15 protein-coding genes and 1 pseudogene are annotated in these 18,981 nt (G+C 64.7%); 10 read left to right on the top strand and 6 right to left on the bottom strand.

The window, feature by feature from the left end:
* From VM054_02595 to VM054_02620, 6 genes are all read left to right on the top strand, one after another.
* Window positions 1-894, top strand: coding sequence for a helical backbone metal receptor (locus tag VM054_02595; GenBank protein HUT97950.1), 894 nt, complete (start codon window positions 1-3; stop codon window positions 892-894).
* Entirely contained in the window at window positions 894-1,643 is a 750-nt protein-coding gene (locus VM054_02600; GenBank protein ID HUT97951.1) for a ComF family protein, read from the top strand. The genes VM054_02595 and VM054_02600 overlap by 1 nt, the downstream gene beginning before the upstream one ends.
* 29 nt (window positions 1,644-1,672) lie before the next feature.
* Window positions 1,673-2,761: a hypothetical protein gene (locus VM054_02605; GenBank protein ID HUT97952.1), complete on the top strand. Its 1,089-nt coding sequence runs from the start codon at window positions 1,673-1,675 to the stop codon at window positions 2,759-2,761.
* Window positions 2,762-2,786: 25 nt separating this feature from the next.
* Window positions 2,787-5,222 carry a DEAD/DEAH box helicase gene (locus tag VM054_02610; protein ID HUT97953.1) on the top strand — a complete coding sequence of 812 codons (2,436 nt, stop codon included), beginning with the start codon at window positions 2,787-2,789 and terminating at the stop codon, window positions 5,220-5,222.
* 82 nt (window positions 5,223-5,304) lie between these two features.
* Window positions 5,305-5,916 carry a hypothetical protein gene (locus tag VM054_02615; GenBank protein HUT97954.1) on the top strand — a complete coding sequence of 204 codons (612 nt, stop codon included), beginning with the start codon at window positions 5,305-5,307 and terminating at the stop codon, window positions 5,914-5,916.
* Between the two features lie 26 nt (window positions 5,917-5,942).
* A complete protein-coding gene (locus VM054_02620; protein HUT97955.1) occupies window positions 5,943-7,235 on the top strand; it encodes an NfeD family protein in 1,293 nt (430 codons plus the stop codon).
* Window positions 7,236-7,317: 82 nt separating this feature from the next.
* Here VM054_02620 and VM054_02625 read toward each other — a convergent pair whose 3' ends face one another.
* The 6 genes from VM054_02625 to mtnP form a co-directional block, all read right to left on the bottom strand.
* Entirely contained in the window at window positions 7,318-8,019 is a 702-nt protein-coding gene (locus VM054_02625) for a hypothetical protein (protein ID HUT97956.1), read from the bottom strand.
* Between the two features lie 20 nt (window positions 8,020-8,039).
* Window positions 8,040-9,842: a DNA mismatch repair endonuclease MutL gene (mutL, locus tag VM054_02630; GenBank protein HUT97957.1), complete on the bottom strand. Its 1,803-nt coding sequence runs from the start codon at window positions 9,840-9,842 to the stop codon at window positions 8,040-8,042.
* Window positions 9,835-11,208: a ribonuclease H-like domain-containing protein gene (locus VM054_02635; protein HUT97958.1), complete on the bottom strand. Its 1,374-nt coding sequence runs from the start codon at window positions 11,206-11,208 to the stop codon at window positions 9,835-9,837. Before VM054_02635 ends, mutL begins: the two co-directional genes overlap by 8 nt.
* A gap of 54 nt (window positions 11,209-11,262) precedes the next feature.
* Window positions 11,263-12,039: a hypothetical protein gene (locus VM054_02640; protein HUT97959.1), complete on the bottom strand. Its 777-nt coding sequence runs from the start codon at window positions 12,037-12,039 to the stop codon at window positions 11,263-11,265.
* A 490-nt stretch (window positions 12,040-12,529) separates the two neighbouring features.
* Entirely contained in the window at window positions 12,530-13,570 is a 1,041-nt protein-coding gene (locus tag VM054_02645) for a hypothetical protein (GenBank protein ID HUT97960.1), read from the bottom strand.
* Window positions 13,571-13,618: 48 nt separating this feature from the next.
* Complete coding sequence (gene mtnP, locus VM054_02650; GenBank protein ID HUT97961.1) at window positions 13,619-14,485, bottom strand: S-methyl-5'-thioadenosine phosphorylase; 867 nt, start codon at window positions 14,483-14,485, stop codon at window positions 13,619-13,621.
* A gap of 200 nt (window positions 14,486-14,685) precedes the next feature.
* On the opposite strand from mtnP, the gene VM054_02655 reads away from it, so the two are divergent.
* The 4 genes and pseudogenes from VM054_02655 to VM054_02670 all read left to right on the top strand — a co-directional run bounded on the left by VM054_02655 (window position 14,686) and on the right by VM054_02670 (window position 18,546).
* Entirely contained in the window at window positions 14,686-15,096 is a 411-nt protein-coding gene (locus VM054_02655; GenBank protein ID HUT97962.1) for a hypothetical protein, read from the top strand.
* Window positions 15,097-15,222: 126 nt separating this feature from the next.
* Window positions 15,223-15,372: pseudogene (locus VM054_02660) on the top strand (MscL family protein).
* Between the two features lie 173 nt (window positions 15,373-15,545).
* Complete coding sequence (locus VM054_02665) at window positions 15,546-17,399, top strand: glutamate mutase L (protein ID HUT97963.1); 1,854 nt, start codon at window positions 15,546-15,548, stop codon at window positions 17,397-17,399.
* Window positions 17,400-17,424: 25 nt separating this feature from the next.
* The gene (locus VM054_02670; protein HUT97964.1) at window positions 17,425-18,546 is read left to right on the top strand and encodes a hypothetical protein; all 1,122 of its coding nucleotides are present in this window, start codon (window positions 17,425-17,427) and stop codon (window positions 18,544-18,546) included.
* Window positions 18,547-18,981: the final 435 nt, after the last annotated feature.

Here is an 18,981-nt window from a genome sequence, read left to right on the forward strand (position 1 = left end):
ATGAAGCGTCACGTCGAGTTCATCTTCCCGACCCTCCTCGCCGTCCTCGCCGGTTGTGAACGGGGCGGGCCCGAACCCGCTCCGGAAAGCGGAATCACCGTCACCGACGACGCCGGGCGGATCGTGTCCCTGGAACGGATTCCCGAGCGCGTGGTGTCCACCGCCCCCGACGCCTCGGAGACCGTTTTCGCCCTCGCCCCGCAAAAACAAGTCGGCCGCAGCGCCTACTGCGACTTCCCCCCGGAAATCGCCGGGCTGCCCGTCGTCGGCGACTTCTCCAACCCCGACGCCGAGCGCATCGCCGCCCTGGCGCCCGACCTGGTGCTGGTGACCGGCATGGAGCAGGCCCCGCTCCTGGCGAAGCTCGAGTTTCTCGGGATACCGGCCTACGTTTACTTCCCCGGCTCGGTGGAGGGGCTCGAGCGCGATTTTTCCGAATTGGGCCGGCTCCTGGGCAATACGGCGGGGGGTGAGAGGCTGGCCGCGGAGCTGCGGGAAGCCGTCGCGGAAATTTCCCATAAGTCCGCCGGCCAGGACCGGCCGAGGGTGTACATCGAGATAAACGACGACCCGCCCATGGCCGCCTGTGCCGGGAGCCTCGTCGGCGACCTGGTGGAAACCGCCGGGGGGGTGAACGTTTTCGGCTACCTGCCCCGCCCCTTCCACAACGTGACGCCGGAGCAGGTTCTCGAGGCCGACCCCGACGTGGTGTTCCTCTGCGACGGCCTGACCGCGCCGGAGACGGCCGCCAGCCGAACCGGTTGGGCACACCTGGGCGCGGTGGCCTCGGGCCGGGTCCACGCCCTCGACCCCGGCCTCGTCACCCGGGCCGGGCCCCGGACCGTCCAGGCCCTGAAGCTCATCGCCGACCTCCTCCACCCGGGGGGCGGGTGATGCTCACCCGGGCGCTCGAGCTGGGCCGCAGAACGGTGGACGGGCTGCTCCGCCTCCTCTACCCGCCGGGCTGCCACGTCTGCGGCGAACGGCTGCCCGAGGAGCTGAAAATCGGGCTCTGCCCGGCCTGCTGGCGCAGCGTGGAGCTGATAAAGCACCCCTGGTGCGGCGCCTGCGGGCGACCGATAACGCAAAGGGAAATCAGCGACCCCCGTGGGGAGAACCTGTGCCTCGACTGCCGCGTCGCCCCCTTCCCGGTGACCCTGCGCGGAACGGCCCTGTACACCGAACCGCTGATCCAACTGCTGTACGAGTTCAAGTACGATTTCTGGCCCTCGCTGGCCGACCAGCTCGGTGATCTCTTCGTCGAGCGGGCGGGCGCCCTCTTCGGCCCCTGGCGACCCGAGCTGGTCGTCCCGGTGCCGCTCCACGTGAAAAGACTGCGCTGGCGCGGATTCAACCAGAGCCGCCTCCTGGCGAAACGTGTCGCCGACCATTGGGACGTTCCCCTGTCGGAGCCCCTAGCCAGGGTGCGCAACACGATACCCCAGGTCGAGCTTCCCGCGGAGGCGAGGATGACCAACGTCGCCGGGGCCTTCGCCGTGAGGGATGCCGGGATAGTGGATGGTAAGCGAATCTGCCTGGTGGACGACGTCTCCACCACCGGCAGCACCATACTGGAGTGCGGGAAGGTGCTGCGCGAGGCCGGCGCGACCGAGGTCCGCGCCTACGTCCTGGCGCGTCCATAGGTCGGAGTATCTGCGGCCGAAGGCAAAACATGGCGGTACCGGACCTGCCCCTCAAGACCGCGGACTGGCTTTTGAAAGGCCCGGCGTTCGTCCGCCACCGCACGCTCATGGACCTGCTCAAGGGCGTCGTGGAAGTGGACGACGAGGACAGTCTTCGGCGGGATACGCTGGCCGACCCGCTGGTCGCGCGCCTGGTCGCGGAGGTCAACGACTGGGAGAACCAGCCGCCGCTCAAGCGGCACAACGACGCCGCCCATCCGCTGCACAAGCTGGTCTTCCTCGCCGGGTTGGGAGTCGGACGCGAGGCGCTGGCCCCGGCGGTGAAGTCCATCCTGGCCCACCAGTCCCCCGAGGGCCCGTTTCAGATAAAGACCGTCCTGTCGAAGGCCTACGGCGGAGACGACGCGGAACACTGGACCTGGTTCGGCTGCGACGCCCCGCTCACCAGCTACGCCCTGGTCGAGCTGGGGTTGGGCGACGACGAGCGGGTCAGACGCTCCATCGGGTACATCAATGGTAAAATCGAGGAACACGGCGTCCCCTGCCACGCCGACGCGACCTTCAACCCGAAGTTCCGTGGTCCGGGCCGCAGGGACGACCCCTGCCCCTACGTCGGCCTGGTCACCCTCCGGCTGTTTTCGGAAATTCCCGAGCTCGCCGAGAGCGCCGGGGCCGACCGCCTGGTCGAGATGCTCCTCGGACACTGGGCCGAGCGGAAGACCGGCAGGAAATACTACCTCTTCGGCATCGGCACCGACTTCACCAAACTCAAGGCCCCGCGCATCTGGTACGACATCCTGCACTACGCCGACATCCTGAGCCGCTTCTCCCGGGCCCGCTACGACGAGCGGTTCGGCGAGGTCATCGAAATACTGCGGTCCAAGGCCGACGCCCTGGGGCGCTTCACCCCGGAATCGGTCTGGCTCAACTGGAACCCCGACGGCAAAACTTCCAAGCCGCCGAAGGAGGGCGAGGTGTTCTTCGCGGGGCACCCGGTGGGCGACGATTTCCCCAACTGGTCGGGCTGGGAATTCTGCCAGAAGCGGGAACCCTCTCGCTGGCTGACCTGCCTGGCCTGGAGTATCATGGGGAGGGCGCACCTCCCGATCAACCGCTGACCTATTTTTCCCGAACGGGACGACGATGGCCAAGGGCGTGGAAAAGGTCCTGGAGTCCTTGAAGAAGGCACCGTACAAAAACAATATAACCTACTCGCGGGTTATAGAAGCATCGCCGGCCCGGTTCGCCGATTTCCCCGACTGGCTCCACGAAGACCTGAAGGACGCCCTCGCCAGGCGCGGCATCCAGCGGCTCTACACCCACCAGCGCGAGGCGGTGGACCACGTCCACGCCGGGAGGCACGTGGTCGTCGGCACCCCGACCGCCAGCGGCAAGACCCTGTGCTACAACCTGCCGGTGCTGGACGCCGTCCTGCGGGAGCCGAGCACCCGCGCCCTGTACCTCTTCCCCACCAAGGCCCTCTCCATGGACCAGCTCGTGGAGCTGACCCGGCTGGCCGAGCTCCTGGACCCCGGCATCGTCGCCAACACCTACGACGGGGACACGCCGGCCGACGTACGCCGGAAGATACGCCGCGGCGGCAACGTCGTCATCACCAACCCCGACATGCTCCACACCGGCATCCTGCCCCACCACACCAAGTGGCTCTCCCTATTTGAGAATCTGCGCTACGTCGTCGTGGATGAGCTGCACACCTACCGCGGGGTCTTCGGCAGCCACATGGCCAACGTCATACGCCGACTGAAGCGCATCGCGAATTTTTACGGCTCGAAGCCCACCTTCATCCTCTCCTCGGCCACCATCGCCAACCCCAAAGAATTAGCGGAACGGCTAATCGAGGAGAAAGTCGAGCTGGTGGAGGATTCCGGCGCGCCCACCGCGGACAAGCACTTCATCCTCTACAACCCGCCGCTGGTCCAGGCCAACACCGGCGTCCGCGAAAGCTACGTCATGCACGTCCGGCGGCTGGCGGCCAAATTCATCGAGGCCGGCGTCCAGTCCATCGTCTTCGCCACCGCCCGCATCACCACCGAGGTTCTGGTCAAGTACCTCAAGGACGCCGTCGAGACCTCGCCCGACCGGAAGGGCTGGATAAGAGGTTATCGGGGCGGATACCTGCCGAAGCTCCGGCGGGAGATAGAGAAGGGGCTGCGGGACCGGACCATCCGCGGCGTGGTATCCACCAACGCCCTGGAGCTGGGGATAGACATCGGGGCGCTGGAGTGCGCGGTCATATCCGGCTATCCGGGCTCCATCGCCAGCACCTGGCAGCAGGCGGGCCGCGCCGGGCGGCGCAGCGGGACATCCGTGGCGATATTCGTGGCCCGCAACCTCCCCCTCGACCAGTACGTTGTCTTCCACCCCGAATTTCTCGCGCAGTCGCCGGAGCACGCCCGCATCAACCCGGACAACCTTCTCATACTCCTGGAGCACGTCAAGTGCGCCTGCTTCGAACTGCCCTTCGGCGAGGACGAGGTGTTCGGCGGCGAGAATCTCGGCGAGATGCTGGACTTCCTCGTCGAGGGCGGCTTGGTCCACCGCACCGGCGACAAGACGTACTGGATGGCCGACGCCTATCCGGCCCAGGAGGTCTCTCTGCGGAGCCCGACCCGGGACAACTTCGTGATCGTGGAAATCGGCGGCCGGCCCGCCGAGGGCGCCGAGGGCCTGGGGGACGAGAAATTCGAGGAGCGCCTGGAGCGAGCCGGGGACAACCGACCCCGCGTCATCGGCGAGGTGGATTATTCCGGCGCCTTCTACCACATCTTTCCGAAGGCCGTGTACGTCCATGACGGCGTGAGTTACCAGGTGGAAGAGCTGGATTTCGCCAACCGCAAGGCTTTCGTCCGCCGGGTGGACTGCGACTACTACACCGACGCCGAGGAGAAGACCGCCGTCCGCATCCTCGACGTCTTCGAGGAGGGGAAGCCCGCGATCGCGCGGCCCTTCCACGGCGAGGTTCACGTTTCCACCAAGGTGGTCGGATTCAAGAAAATCCGCTACTACACCCAGGAGAACGTGGGCTACGGCGAGGTGAACCTGCCCGAACGGGAGATGAGCACCACCGCCTACTGGTCGAGGATTTCGGGAAAAATGCTGGCCGAGCTGCCATTCTCCCGGAACGAGTGGGTGGCCGGGGTCTACGGCGTCAAGTACGCCCTCCACTCCCTGGCGGCCTTCGTTCTTATGTGCGAGTTGCGGGACCTGGGGTCGGCCATCGGCGCCGCGCGGGGGGACGATTTCTCCGAGGTCGGTCCCGCCGCGGCGCTCTACGCCGGGGAGGACCTGGACCTCGCCGGGGACCTGGAGCCGCTGGTTTTCATCTACGACAACTACCCGGGGGGCATCGGCTTCTCGGAAAAGCTCTTCGCCCTGCACCGCGATTTGTGGACCGGGGCGCTGGCGCGCATCGAGGACTGCCCATGCACCTACGGCTGCCCGTCGTGCATCGGGCCGTCGCTGGAGATGCGGGGACCGGAGGGCACGGTGATTCAGGTCCCCCGGCGCAAGGAGGCCGCGCGGGTGATTCTCCGGCAATCGCTGGCCCCCCGCGACTGACGCTTCACCCCCGCGGGATACGAGAGGAACGGCGATCCGCCCGAGGGCGTAAATTTATAATCTCCCGGTACACCGGAACGGCATGATCCGACGCTTTTTATTAGTCCTCCTCGCAGGAGCCACTATAACGACGGCCGATCCGGGCCTCATCGCCGATTACTTCCCCGAGCGGATGGCGCCGGCGCACTACGACTGCCTCTACACGCCCCGGGACGCCGAGCCTTACTCCTACGAGCTGAACCGCTGGTACCTCGCGACCCCCGCGGGGCCCGACGACGTCCACTGGGTGGACGTGAACATGGCCTGCCGCATCGAGGGCGACGCCGTCCAGTTTTACGACTACTCGGACGGCCGGCTCATCGTCCTGCCCCACCGGCTCGAGTTCCCCCTGGAGCCGGGGAAAACCTGGACTTACACCGCGCCGGACGGGCGCTCGGCCCTGGCAGTGGTGGATTATATTGACGGCGTGACCGTCCCCTACGGCACCTTCGATGGCTGCTACCGGGTCGCCTTCACCGAGCAGGGCGTCGGGGAGTGGACCGTCGTCCTGGCGCCGGGTCGCGGGGTGATCGAGGAGTGGGGCGAAATTTTCGGCCTCTGCGGCTGGGAGTGCGGGCTCGTGTACTACGGCGACGGAACTTCCTGCGCCTCCCCCAACAAACAATACGGGGGGTGCCCCCCCCTGCAACCGTGAATCCGTTGGGTTGCAACGGTAAAAAAATGCGAATCCTCCTCGTGGTCACCGCGCTTTTAGTTCTGACGACCGCCGCGGCACAGGCATCGGAGACCGTCCCCGTCATCGAGTGGGACGGCCGGGTGGACTACGCCACCCTGGGCTACCTGGAGAAGAGGCTGGACGAGGCGGTGGATGCCGGGGCGCCGATTCTCATCTGGCGTCTCGACTCCCCCGGCGGCGAGCTGGACGCCGTGCGTGGGATTATCGAGCTTCTGCGGTCGAGCCCCCTGCCGGTGGTTATCTGGGTCGGTCCGGGGGGTGCGGTGCTCGGCGACGAGGCGCTGCCCGTGGGCTTCGCCGCGGCGGGACTCTTCGGCAGCGAGAGCGCGGTCTTCGGCACCGGCCGCCCTCTCACCGTGACCGGGGGACAGCTTTCCGAGCTGGAGCCGCGCAACCGGGCCTATCTGGACGAGCTGGGCGCCCTCGCCGCCGCGGAGGCGGAGAGGTCCTCCTACAACGAGGGGTGGGCCGTCCTGTTGGCCCGGGGGCTGGTCTCGCTCACGGTCTGGGAGCTGGAAACCTACGACGTGGGCGACGGGTCGGCGGACAACCCCGGCGAGCTGGTCAAGCTTCTCGACGGCCGTCCGCTCAACTATCCCGGCCACCCCAGCTTCAACACGCAGACCTGGGTTTTGCGCGAGATAAAAACCGACATCCTGTGGGAAGTGCTCTCCTTCATCGTCAACCCCAACGTGGCCTTCGCCCTCTTCCTCTTCGCCATGTTCGCCTTCGCCTTCACCGCCACCAACCCCGGCGGGTTCTTCACCCCGGTCATGGGGAGCGTCCTTTTACTGGTGTCCCTGTTGGCCTTCGACTACCTGCCGCTCGGCTGGCTGGGCCTCCTGTTCGTCGTGGCCTCGATGGTCCTCTTCACCCTGGAAGTGCTCCTGGGCACGAGGGGCATCCTGGCGATTTTCGCCCTGGGGGCGCTCTTCGCCGGCGGGTTGACATTCTACAGTCCCGGCACGACGAGTGTGTCCCTGGTGGTACTGGTGCCCTCCCTGGCGGTCACGGGGGTTTTCTTTTTGATAGCCGTGAGCGGCGGGCTGGTGGCCAAGCTACGGGCAAAGTCCATCGGCTCGGGGGAGCTCGTCGGCGAGTTGGGCGTTACCACCACCAACTTCGGGAAGAGGCGCCGCGGAAAGGTGAAGCTGAAGGGCGACCTCTGGCCCGCCACGGCCCTGGCGCCCCTCGAGCGGGGGACCCACATCCGCGTCCGGGGAATCGAGGGGGTGCACCTGTTGGTCGAGCCCTACACCGAGCAGGACCAGACCTGAACCATCGCCGGATATGGAACAAGGGGTTTAAACCCCTTGTCTTATTCCCGGGTCCCTCTTTTTTTTTACATGAAAAACAGTCTTAGGCTGCCTGGTCTTTTTTCTCCCCCTCGAAGAAGGCGACGAACATCCCCACCAGCGGCGCCAGGGCCATGAGCATCAGGGTCACCGCCACGTTGAGCTTCGCCCCCCCGGCCAGGGAAAAGAGGAAGAGGGCCACGCCCGACGCAATCGGGACGAGGAAGAGCCAGCGGACCAGCTTCACCTCCACAGGGCGCCGGAGCAGGACGAGCATCCCCAGCGCGATCAACCCTCCCCCGACCAGGACGAGGTCCGTCCACAGCAGCCAGAGAGCCCCCGCCCGACCGAGCTCGACCGTGTAGATGAAACCGGACGCCTGGCACAGGCCGGCGAAGAGGGCCAGGAAGCCGACGGCGACGGTCGTGGAGGAAGATCGGTCTTCCCCGGAAATCCCGTGGCGCCTGACGAGGAGGTCCTGCTGCCGGTGACCGAAGCGCAGCATCCGCTTGCGGGTGCCCACTAGGGCGCCCAGTAAACCCAGCCCCAGGCCGATATAGGTGAAGACCGTGTCGTAGGCGCCCAGGAAGGTGTCGTCAGCCATCTCCCCCAGGATGTACCCCACGAAGACGGCGAAGCCGAAGTTGAAGGCCAGGGAGAAGGTGAGCTTGACGTAACGCCAGACGTCACCCCAGGGGCCCTGATCGGTGAAGACTTCGTCGTCGGGCTGCTCGCCCTTCTTTTTCCTCTGCGGATTGCGGGTCAAGGGTGCTCCTCGGATTCTGGTCAGGAACGGCGGAACCAGCGTCTGACCTGGGATTCGGACAACTCGGCGGTGGTCGGTCGCCCGTGGGGGCAGGTGGACTTGTTGGGCGAGGCCAGAAGGCGGCGCACGAGGCTGAGCATGTCCTCCCGCGTCAGCCTCTCCCCGGCCTTGATGGCGGCCTTGCAGGCGATGGCGCTCCGGGTGAGGTGCCTCCGTTGGGCCAGGGGAGCGTCGTCCCCGATCCGGCCCAGCTCGGACATCACCTCGACCGCGACTCTCTCCTCCTCCCCGGCCTCGACGAACTCGGGCACTGCCATGACCCGGAAGGCGGACGCGCCCGCAGTCTCCACGCGAAAGCCGTATTTTAACAAAAGCTCGAGATGTTCGGAGACGCGACCCGCATCCGCCGCCGAGAGCTCGACGCGGGGCGGCAGGAGCAGCTCCTGGCTGGGGACGGAACCGCCCCCGTCGTACCGGGCGAGCTCCTCGTAGATGACCCTCTCGTGGGCCGCGTGCTGGTCGATGACCAAGAGGCGGTCGGCGTACTCCACCAGGATGAAGGTTTCCGCGAACTGCCCCCGGACCTCCCAGGGCGCGTCCTCGTACAGGGGGAGCGCGGCCTCGGTGGAGAAGCTCATCTGCCCCTCGGGGAGCGTGGAGCGAGGGAGGGGCTCCATCGGCTCGTGGACGGACGACCCGGGGCCCTCGCCGAAGGGCACGTCGTCGGGCTCGTACGCGTCCCGACGACCGGTGGAGGGGTAGGGCCGGCGATCGAGCGGTCTGCCCGGCTCCCCAGTGGCCAGCGGCATCGCGGCGGTGAGGTCCACCCCGGCCTCGGATAACGCCCGCGCCACCCCGGCCTTGACCAGACGCCGGACGGCGCCCTCGTCGGCGTACTTGACCAAAAACTTCGACGGGTGCACGTTGACGTCCACCCGGGGCCCGGGAAGGTCGAGGAAGATGACCGCCTGGGGGAACCGCTGGATCGGCGTAATCCCGCGGCAGGCGCCCGTCACCGAGTCCACCACCAGTCGGTCGTCCACCGGGCGGCCGTTCACGTACACCAGTATCCCGCGGCGGTTCGGCCGGTGCAGCACGTTGGGGTGCCAGATGACCCCGCGGACCGCGCCCACGCCCGGGCTCTCGTATTCGATGCTCTCCCCGCCCCGGGTGGATTTCCCAAAATAGTCCAGCACCCGCCGGTGCCCGTCGGCCGGGGGGAGGACCAGCACGGTCTTCCCGTCGGCGAGGAGGTGAAATGCGGTTTCGGGCCGGGCCAGGGCCATGCGGGCGACGATGTCCACACAGGCCGCGCGCTCGCCGGTGTCCGTCTTCAGGAATTTGCGCCGGGCGGGTACGTTGTAGAAGAGGTCGCGGACGACGACGTCGGTCCCCACCGGAGCCCCGGCCTCGCCGTGGCGCAGCATCCGGCCGCCCTCGTACACCACCTCCGTCCCCCGGTCCCGGTCGCGGAAGCGCGTCAGGAGGCGCACGCGCGAGACGGCGCCGATGCTGGGCAGGGCCTCGCCGCGGAAGCCATAGGTCCGGATCAACTCCAGGTCCTCGAAGCGGTCTATCTTGCTGGTGGCGTGGCGCTTGAAGCAGGTCAGGGCATCCTCGGGGGTCATCCCGATGCCGTCGTCGGTCACGCGGACGAGGGATTTGCCGCCCGCCTCGATCTCCACCTCGATGCGCCCGGCCCGGGCGTCCAGGGCGTTCTCCACGAGCTCCTTGACCACGGAGGCCGGTCGCTCGACCACCTCGCCGGCGGCGATGCGCTCCGCCACGAAGGACGGCAGGATCTTGATCATTCCGTCAGGCATGGTCGCCGCCCGGATCGTACACCTCGTCGTCCTCCACCGTCTGGCCGGCCAGCTTCCTCTCCAGGCGCTTCAGGCGGTACATGAGCGCCCCCCGCTGCCGGGCCCGGGCGTAGGGGTCGCTCACCACGCGGCCGCACCGCTGGATCGCCTCCTCGACCAGCCCCTTGGCGGCGGTCAGGTTCCGGAGGCGGTGCTCCAGAAACTTGGCCTCCTCCTCGTAGGGGCGGAGGTCGTAGGGGCCCCGGCGCAGGTGGTCCCACAGCGTCCGAGCCTCGCAAAGCTCCCCGCGACGCTTGTGGTGGATGGAGAGCTCCCAGCGGGCCCGCCGTTCCATTTCCTCCGGCAGACCCACCGCGATGGCGGCGGACAGGAGCTCCCCCCGCCGGTCGCCCATCCGGGGCAGGTGGCAGCAGGCGTAGAGCTCCGCCGGGTCCTCGTAGCGCTCGAGGGGGTTTTCCGCCAGATGGAGGGCGCGGGCCGCGAGAACGGCCAGGGATTTGACATCGGTCTCGTTGTGGTAAAAAACCCGCGCCATGCGCTCAGCCACCGGTGCGCCCCGGAGGTAGGCGAAGTAGAGGGCGGGAATCTCCGCGCCGGGGACGTCATCGTCACGCTCCAGGCCCATCACCCCGCGCTCCACATCGGCCAGGGAGCAGCTCCCCAGGCGCGGCTTCCACAGGCGGCGGGCCCAGGAAAGAAGGTCCACGTGGGGCGGCTCGAGGTCCAGGAATTCCGGTCTGATACGGTTCAAGAGAAATCGCGTCTTGACCAGGGGCCAATCGAAGGCCTTACCGTTGTAGGTGACCAGGCCCGACGCGCCCCCGAGCGCGTCCGCCAGGATGTTCAAGAGGCCGCGCTCCGCCCCCGGGTCGTCCAGGAAGAACTGCCGCAGGACGTACTCGTCGCCCTCGAAGCCGCCCAGGCCGACCAGGAAGGGTAAGGTGCCGGTGCCGCCGGCGAGCCCCGTGGTCTCGGTGTCCAGAAAAACCGCGCCGGAGAAATCGAAGCCCGCGGGCGGCTCCCCCTCCACCAGGGCCAGGTTTTCCGGTGGATGGGCCAGAACGGCGTCGAGGGGGGTTCCGCCGTGGTGCTCGGCGGCGGGAAGGCGGCGCTCGACGATGAATACCCTGCCGAAAGGCGTATTCTCCCAGGCGCCGTCCACCAGCTCCTCGATGGGTGCGTGGGAGGACCGCCGTACGGGCTCGGCGGGCAGCAGGTCCTCGGGCGGCACGGGGCGCCCCTTCGAGACCAGGAGCCGTCGGAGGCGCTCCCTGACCGATTCGGCGTCCCGGGTCACCTCGACCTCGGGGGGGGCCTCCGGTTTTCCGGTCAGGTCGGACAGGCGCTCGCGGAGGTTTTTCGGCATGGCGGCGGTCGGGCGGTGGGCCGGCCTCCGGGGCCGCCCCGCCGGTGTGGGTAATTAGGCGTTAAAAAGGGTTGGTTGCTGCTGTTTAGGAGGAGAAAAAACACCTAATACAATCCAATTCTGTGGATGTCTGATTGTAGTACCGAGGTAGAAATATGTATCTCTCTTAGGGGAGCAAAGATCACCTAGGAACTTTTGTTTGATTAAACGTACCGTATCCTCTTCTGAAAAATTGGCCTTTACCTTGAGGTAAAGAGCTCCCAATTCCCAATCCGTAATCAATACTTCATGACCCTTGCAATCTTTATCTATGCAAGTGAATTTGTACCGAAATTCATATGGGATTTTTTCTATTTTCTTTATTTCTTCCCCAAGGAATTGCTGTCGCATAATTTCACGTTGCTTTGGATTCCAGTCAATGTCTCCTTTTTTGCATGTAATATCGTCAATCGTTGACGGTTTGAATGTACATAACGATATGCCTGTTTGCTTCCTTGCCATTTGTAATTCATCCATACTTTTATAAACAATTGTACTTAATACTATTTTACATTTATCATCCCAGTCTGCAACATCGCTGATAATTTTCAAGGTATCAAGCCTAGGCGTGAAACTTTCCTTTCGGTGATCAGTCGCCCGCTTGGTGGTTACACTAATCCACTGATATTTCTTGTATTTTTTATAATTATCTAGATAACGAAAAGGAATAGGAAACAGGCGTATCCATTCTCCATTACGATCAATACCTGCAGTGCAAACGACCTCTTTAACCTGTGGTTGTGGGTGGGGATAGGTTTTAACGGTTATCAATATCTCCTTTTCTTCCCACATAGCCACACCTCTCAAATGTGTATTACCTCGCAGTTGTATTCTGATTCTAAGACCTGCGCGATTACAAAACGATGACATAAATGAAAGTCCTGCTCGAAGCACATCAGCGCGGATTTTTTATTCAGGGATGTTTCAAGGACCAGTCTCAACGCATCTACGTTGGCTGGTATTACGCTGTCTAAATACCACCGAAAAAGATCTTCCAAAGACCATCTTTTTGAAAAATTCCGTTGCTCGCGTTCGATACCAAGGGATCGAAGTCCAATATAGGTGATGCAATGCTGTTCTAAACATTCACGGAGTGCTGTTTTTGAAAAGCCTTTCTTCCGTGAAATGGGATTCTTACGCACATCAATTACACACTCAATCCGATGCTTAGTAAGTTTTTTGATAAATGCGTTAATGTCATCGGCTTCATAACCGATTGTAAAAAGCCGTGCTTCCGTGGATTGGTTATTGCTAATCACCTGATATCGCTTTCTTGGATAGATTACGGTTGAGGCGGCTCCGGTTGAACCGGCTCGGCCGGTTCCCAGACCTCCAGATCGAAAACCTCGACGGTGTGGGAGCCGGTGTTGGCCAGGTACAGCCGCCGGTTGTCGTAATCCAGCGCGATGCCCTCCGGGGACAAAAGCGGCGTGCCGTCGTCGGCGGTCACGCGGGTCTCGTAGAGGAGCGTCCCGTTCTCGTGGTACAGGCGGAAGCCGTCGTTCCAGCCGTCGGCGATGGCGACCACACCCCCGTCGCAGTCCAGGGCGAAGGGCGGGCGGAGACCGGTGGAAAAGCTGGAAAGCACCCGCCCCCGGTAGTCCACGTGAAGCACCAGGCCGTCCTGGGTCAAGACCCAGAGCGAGCGGTCATAATCCATGGACATGTCCGCAATCTCGGTGTGACCGCCCAGGTCATCGCCCAGGGGAGTGTACACCTGGGTCAGGTTGCCGCGTCCGTCGAACTCGTAGAGCTCCTCCCCGGCGGCGATCCAGAGTTCACCGGCCCAGTTGGCCGCCAGCGCCCCCGGCACACTGGGGGCGTCGCTGATGCCGGAGAGCGTGCTGTCGTCGCGCAACAGGCGGCCGGTGCCCGCCGTGGCGGGGTAGCTCTCCGTGACGACGAAGGCCGTGGAGACGTCGGTGAACTTGAACACCGTCCCCGCGGAGGGGTCGGCCAGGTAGACGTCGTCCTGGTGGCTCACGGCGAGGTCGGTGGGGCGGAAGGCCCGCTCGCCGCCGCCGAAGTCGTAGTCGTACTGCTGGATGACCCGCCCGGCGGGGTCGAACACCTGCACCCGCAGGTTGCCGGCGTCCAGCACCATCAGGTCGCCGAAGTAGTCCAGGGCGAGGTCGGTGGGGTTGATGAGCTCGCCCAGGCGGGTCCCGTTGAAGCCCCAGGTGGTGTAGTGGTACACCCCCACGGCGCCACCGGGGTTCAGGCGTTCGTCCTCCTTGCCGGTAAGCCCACCCCCGCCTTCCATAGTTAGCTGGCAGGCGGTGAGGAGGAGCAGCGACAGGGCGACCAGGCTCGTTGTTCTCATCGTGTTTCCGACGCGGGGAGGGATTTAAACTACGCGGTCCCGGTGGAATCAGTTCGCTAAATACCTGCCGGCGATGGGCTTCAGCCGGTGCACCACCGCCGGCGGCACGTTCTCGCGGTCGGTGACGATGGAGTTCGCCAGGGCCGTGTGGCAGGAGCACTCGACGTCCATGGGGACGGCGGGGACGATGCGCTCGATCAGCTTCTTCGCGTTCTCGACGTTTTTCAAGAGGTTGGCCACGACCATCTCGGCGGTGACGGTCTCTTCGCCCTTGCGCCAGCAGTCGTAATCCGTGGAGAAGGCGAGGGTGGCGTAGGCAATTTCGGCCTCGCGGGCCAGGCGCGCCTCGGTGAGATTGGTCATCCCGATGACCGAGACGCCCCAGGAGCGGTAGAGTTCGCTTTCGGCGCGGGTGGAGAACTGGGGTCCCTCCATGCACAGGTACGTCCCGCCGTCGTGGGTGGAAAGTCCCAGCTCGCGGCACTTGGAGACGAGGATTTTCCGAAGCTCGGCGCAGAAGGGATCGGCCAGGCCCACGTGGGCCACCACGCCGTCGGTGAAGAAGGTGTCCTGTCGGTGGCGGGTACGGTCTATGAACTGGTCGGGAACCACCACGTCCAGGGGCCGTATCTCCTCCTTCATGGAGCCCACCGCCGAGACGGAGATTATCCAGCGGACGCCCAGCATCTTCAGGGCGCAGATGTTGGCCCGGTAGTTGACCTCGGATGGAGAGCGGACGTGGCCCCGTCCGTGCCGGGGGAGAAAGGCCACCTCGCGCCCGGCCAGCTTCCCGACGACGGCCGCATCCGAGGGCTCGCCGAAGGGCGTGCTGATCCACTCCTCACGGGCCTCGGTGAGACTCTCGATCCGGTACAGACCGGACCCGCCGATGACGCCAATAATCCTCTCCGCCATGAACGCTCCTCGGGGTGGAAACGGTTGTCCTCTCTTGAGAGCTAGCTTACCACAGTCGGCGGGTCGGTACAACTCGGACGCGACGGCTGGACGCGAAAAACCCGACGCGGTGACGGGACACGGGAGGCCCGTCCCGCTTGACTTTTGACCCCCGTCAAACATAAACTGTGTCGGTTTGTACCTCCCAATGGATCGCCTCCATGCCGAGGGAAAAGACCGGCGACGCCCCGCTCAAGGGCAGCCTGCGGCACGCCTTCTCCGTCAAGGTCAGAAGCGATTTGCCCCCGGAGAAGGCCGACGAGCTCATCGAACGCATCTGCCAAAAGCTTTTCGAGAAGAACCTCCTCGAGCCGGCGGTCTTGTTCGTTCAGAGCTCGTACCCCATGGCCTACTACGGCAGTCAGGCCATGCTGGTGCTGGAGCCGTTCATCGCCGGGTTCCTGGAGCTGTTCTGGCCCGCCTTCCTCGAGGTGGCCCCCTACGACCGGCTCCAGAGGCTCTTCGAGAACCGGGAGTACGTCCAGCGCTTCCTCGCCCGCATGGACGACTACCTCGACGAGAAGAGGCAGACCAAACGCACGCGAAAACGCAAACGCTGGCACTGGCGCTAGGGGCCGGCGATAAACCGCCGCCTCCTTGCGGTTATAGGAGAATAAGGGCGACCGGGCAGCTCCACCGGCGCAAGAGGCCGGACGAGTCAACGGCCGGAGAGTGGCTTGTAATCGGGGGGAGGAGTAATGTTTAAGGCGTTCCGCGAGTTCATCAGCCGGGGCAACGTCGTCGAGCTGGCGGTGGGCATCATCATCGGAGCCGCCTTCGGCGCCATCGTCACCTCGCTGGTCTCCGACGTGGTCATGCCGCCCCTGGGGCTGGTGCTGGGCGGGATGGTGCCGCTTAACGCCACTCGTTGCGCCCACTGCACCTCGGAGCTGACCCCGGCTTGAGCGGCGACCGACGTCGGGCTTGTCCGGGGGGCGTCTCCCCGGTATAATCGCCTTTTGAGCACATCACCCGAAGACTTCTTGGCAGATCAACGTCTCCAGATGAAAGCACACTATTTATGAAGACTATCCTGGCGACGGACTGCGGCTCCACCACCACCAAGGCCATCTTTATCCAGCAACAGCCCGACGGGGTGTACCGTCTGGTCGTCCGGGGCGAAGCGCCCACCACCGTGGAGAAACCGGCCGAGGACGTGACCCGGGGCGTCATCAACGCCGTGAGCGAGGTGGAGGAGCTTTCGGGGCGTAAGTTCATCGCCGCCGACAACACGATAATGGTCAAGAAGGACGACAAAGAGGGCTGCGACATTTACCTCTCCACCAGCTCCGCCGGGGGCGGCCTGCAGATGATGGTCGCCGGCGTGGTGAAGCAGATGACTGGTGAGTCGGCGCAGCGCGCCGCCCTGGGCGCCGGGGCAATCGTCATGGACGTCCTGGCCACCAACGACCGTCGGCCGAATCACGTCAAGATCGAAGCCATCCGCCGCCTGCGGCCGGACATCATCCTTCTGTCCGGGGGGGTGGACGGCGGGACGATCAAGCACGTGGCCGCGCTGGCCGAGATAATCGGCGCCGCCGACCCCAAGCCCCGCTTCGGCGTCGGGTACAACCTGCCGGTCATATACGCCGGGAACATCGCCGCCCGGGAGGTCGTCGAGAAGGAGCTGGGCAAGAAGACGGCGCTCCAGATGGTGGACAACATCCGGCCGGTGCTGGAGCGGGAAAATTTAGGTCCGGCGCGAAACGCCATCCACGACCTCTTCATGGAGCACGTCATGGCCCAGGCGCCGGGCTACTCCAAGCTCATGACCTGGGCCCGGGACACCACCGGGGAGAACATCCCCATCATGCCCACCCCCGGGGCCGTCGGCGAGATTATCCAGACCATCGCCCGCCGGGAGGGCATCACGGTCATCGGCGTGGACATCGGCGGCGCCACCACCGACGTCTTCAGCGTCTTCAAGGGCGAGAAGTACGAGGAGACCCGCGAGATCGTCTTCAACCGCACCGTCTCGGCCAATCTCGGCATGAGCTACTCCATCTCCAACGTCATGGCCGAGACCGGCTTCGACAACGTCATGCGCTGGGTGCCCTTCCACATTGATGAGAAGGAGCTCCGGAACCGGATCCGCAACAAGATGATCCGGCCCACCACCATCCCGCAGGCCCTGGATGACCTGATAGTGGAGCAGGCCATCGCCCGGGAGGCGCTCCGGCTGGCCTTCATCCAGCACAAGCTCCTCGCCGTCGGGTTGAAAGGTATCCAGCGGATGCGGACCATCTCCGAGACCTTCTCCCAATCCGGGTCGGGCGAGACGCTGGTGGACATGCTGGACCTGGACATCCTGGTCGGCTCCGGCGGCGTCCTGTCGCACGCCCCGAGGCGGTCCCAGGCCGCCATGATGCTCATAGACGCCTTCCTGCCCGAGGGCATCACGGCGCTCGCGGTGGACTCCATCTTCATGATGCCCCAGCTCGGGGTGCTGTCCAAGGTGAACGAGAAGGCGGCCACCGACGTCTTCGTCCGCGACTGCCTGATACACCTGGGCACCTGCGTGGCCCCCGTGGTCCAGGCCAAGCCGGACGAAAAGGTGGCCGACATCGAGCTCGCCTTCGACGACGGGCGCACCGAGACCTTCGAGATGAACTTCGGCACCCTGACGGTCGTCCCCCTGCCCTGGACGGATAAGCCCAGCGCCACCCTGCGGGCCAACCCGCAGGGGAAGGCCGACTTCGGGGCCGGACCCGGGAAACCCGTCGAGCGGAAGATTACCGGGGGACTTTCCGGCGTCATCCTCGACGCCCGCGGACGACAGCCCTTCCAACTGCCCGAGGACGACACCCTCCGGGTCAAAAAGCTCCAGGAGTGGCAGAAGGCCCTCGACTGTTACCCGGCTTACGAAACCAAGTAAAAAGCTCCGACTCCGGAGGACCAACGTGGGACACGCCTACACACCGGGACTGAAGGTCACCGACAACACGACCGTCGTCAAGGAGCGCAAGCTGCCCCTGAAGGGTGAAATTCTGGTCGAGAAGGGCAGCCGCGTGACCGCCCTGGACGTCGTGGCGCGGACCTTCCTCCCGGGTAACGTCGAGAGCATCAACGTCGCCAACAAGTTCTCCCTCCCCGCCTCGGACCTCGACGACGTCCTTCTGGTCAAGGTGGGCGACAAGGTCGAGAAGGACCAGGTCATCGCCAAAAACAAGGGCCTCTTCGGTCTTTTCAAGAACGAGCTCCACGCTCCGGTGGCGGGCACCGTGGAGACCATCTCCAACATCACGGGACAGCTCCTTTTGCGCGAACCGCCGCACCCGGTCCAGATCAACGCCTACATAGACGGCATCGTCAAGGAGGTCATCCCCGAGGAGGGGGTGCTGGTCGAGACCCGGGGCGTCTTCATCCAGGGGATATTCGGCGTCGGCGGGGAGGCCCACGGCGAGATACACATGGTCGTGGACTCGGCCGACGAGAGCCTGACGCCGGAGGCCATCGGCCCGGAGTGCAAGGGGAAGATAGTGGTCGGTGGCGACTTCGTCTCCAACGCCGCCCTGGCCAAGGCGATAAAGGTCGGCGCCGTGGGCGTGGTCGCCGGGGGATTCGACGACTCGGACCTGAAGGATTTCCTGGGCTACGACCTCGGCGTGGCCATCACCGGCCACGAGGACAAGGGCATCACTTTAATCATCACCGAGGGGTTCGGCAAGATACGCATGGCCCAGGGGACCTTCGATCTCTTGAAGAGCGTGGAGGGCCGGATAGCCCATATCAACGGCGCCACCCAAATCCGCGCCGGCGTCATCCGCCCCGAAATCATCGTCCCCCACGCCGAGGGCGGCGCACCGGAGAAGAAGACGGAGGAAGAGGGGGAGCTCAAGAAGGGGACGCCGGTCCGCTGCATCCGCGAGCCCTACTTCGGCCTCTTGGGCAAGGTCACGGAACTTCCCGTGGAACTGACGGAGCTCGCCTCGGAGACCAAGGTTCGTATACTCAAAGCGAAGTTGGAGGACGGCCGCGAGGTGACCGTCCCCCGCGCCAACGTGGAGCTCATCGAGAGCTGATTGCGCGCCACAATCCGGCAACTAACGGGAGCCGCCGGCTCCTGTTTTTTACTTGACGGAGTGCGATATAAGGTACACTATTAAGTAGTTGGGAAGGACTATAAAAAGCATCATATATTTACGACACATACCCACCCGGCTGGTCCGATTACTGGCCCGGCGACCCCACCGACCATTGCCACTGGGACTGGCTCAAGCGCAGCCTCTGGCCGCAGGAACTGCACGAGGCCGTGTGCGCCGACATGCTCCTGGAGATGCTCATAGACGACTGGGGCACATTGGGAGAGCTATATGAGGAGGACATCCTGACCATCCCGCGCTGGGTGCTTTAGTGAAACGGAGGAGTCATGAAAACCGTCATATTGATGCTCGTGCTGCCGCTGGTCGCTCTCGCCGGCCTGGACGCCGTGTTCTTGGTGGGGGATTTTTACCAAT

Source organism: bacterium (assembly GCA_035528375.1).
Taxonomy (GTDB): Bacteria; RBG-13-66-14; RBG-13-66-14; order RBG-13-66-14; family RBG-13-66-14; genus RBG-13-66-14.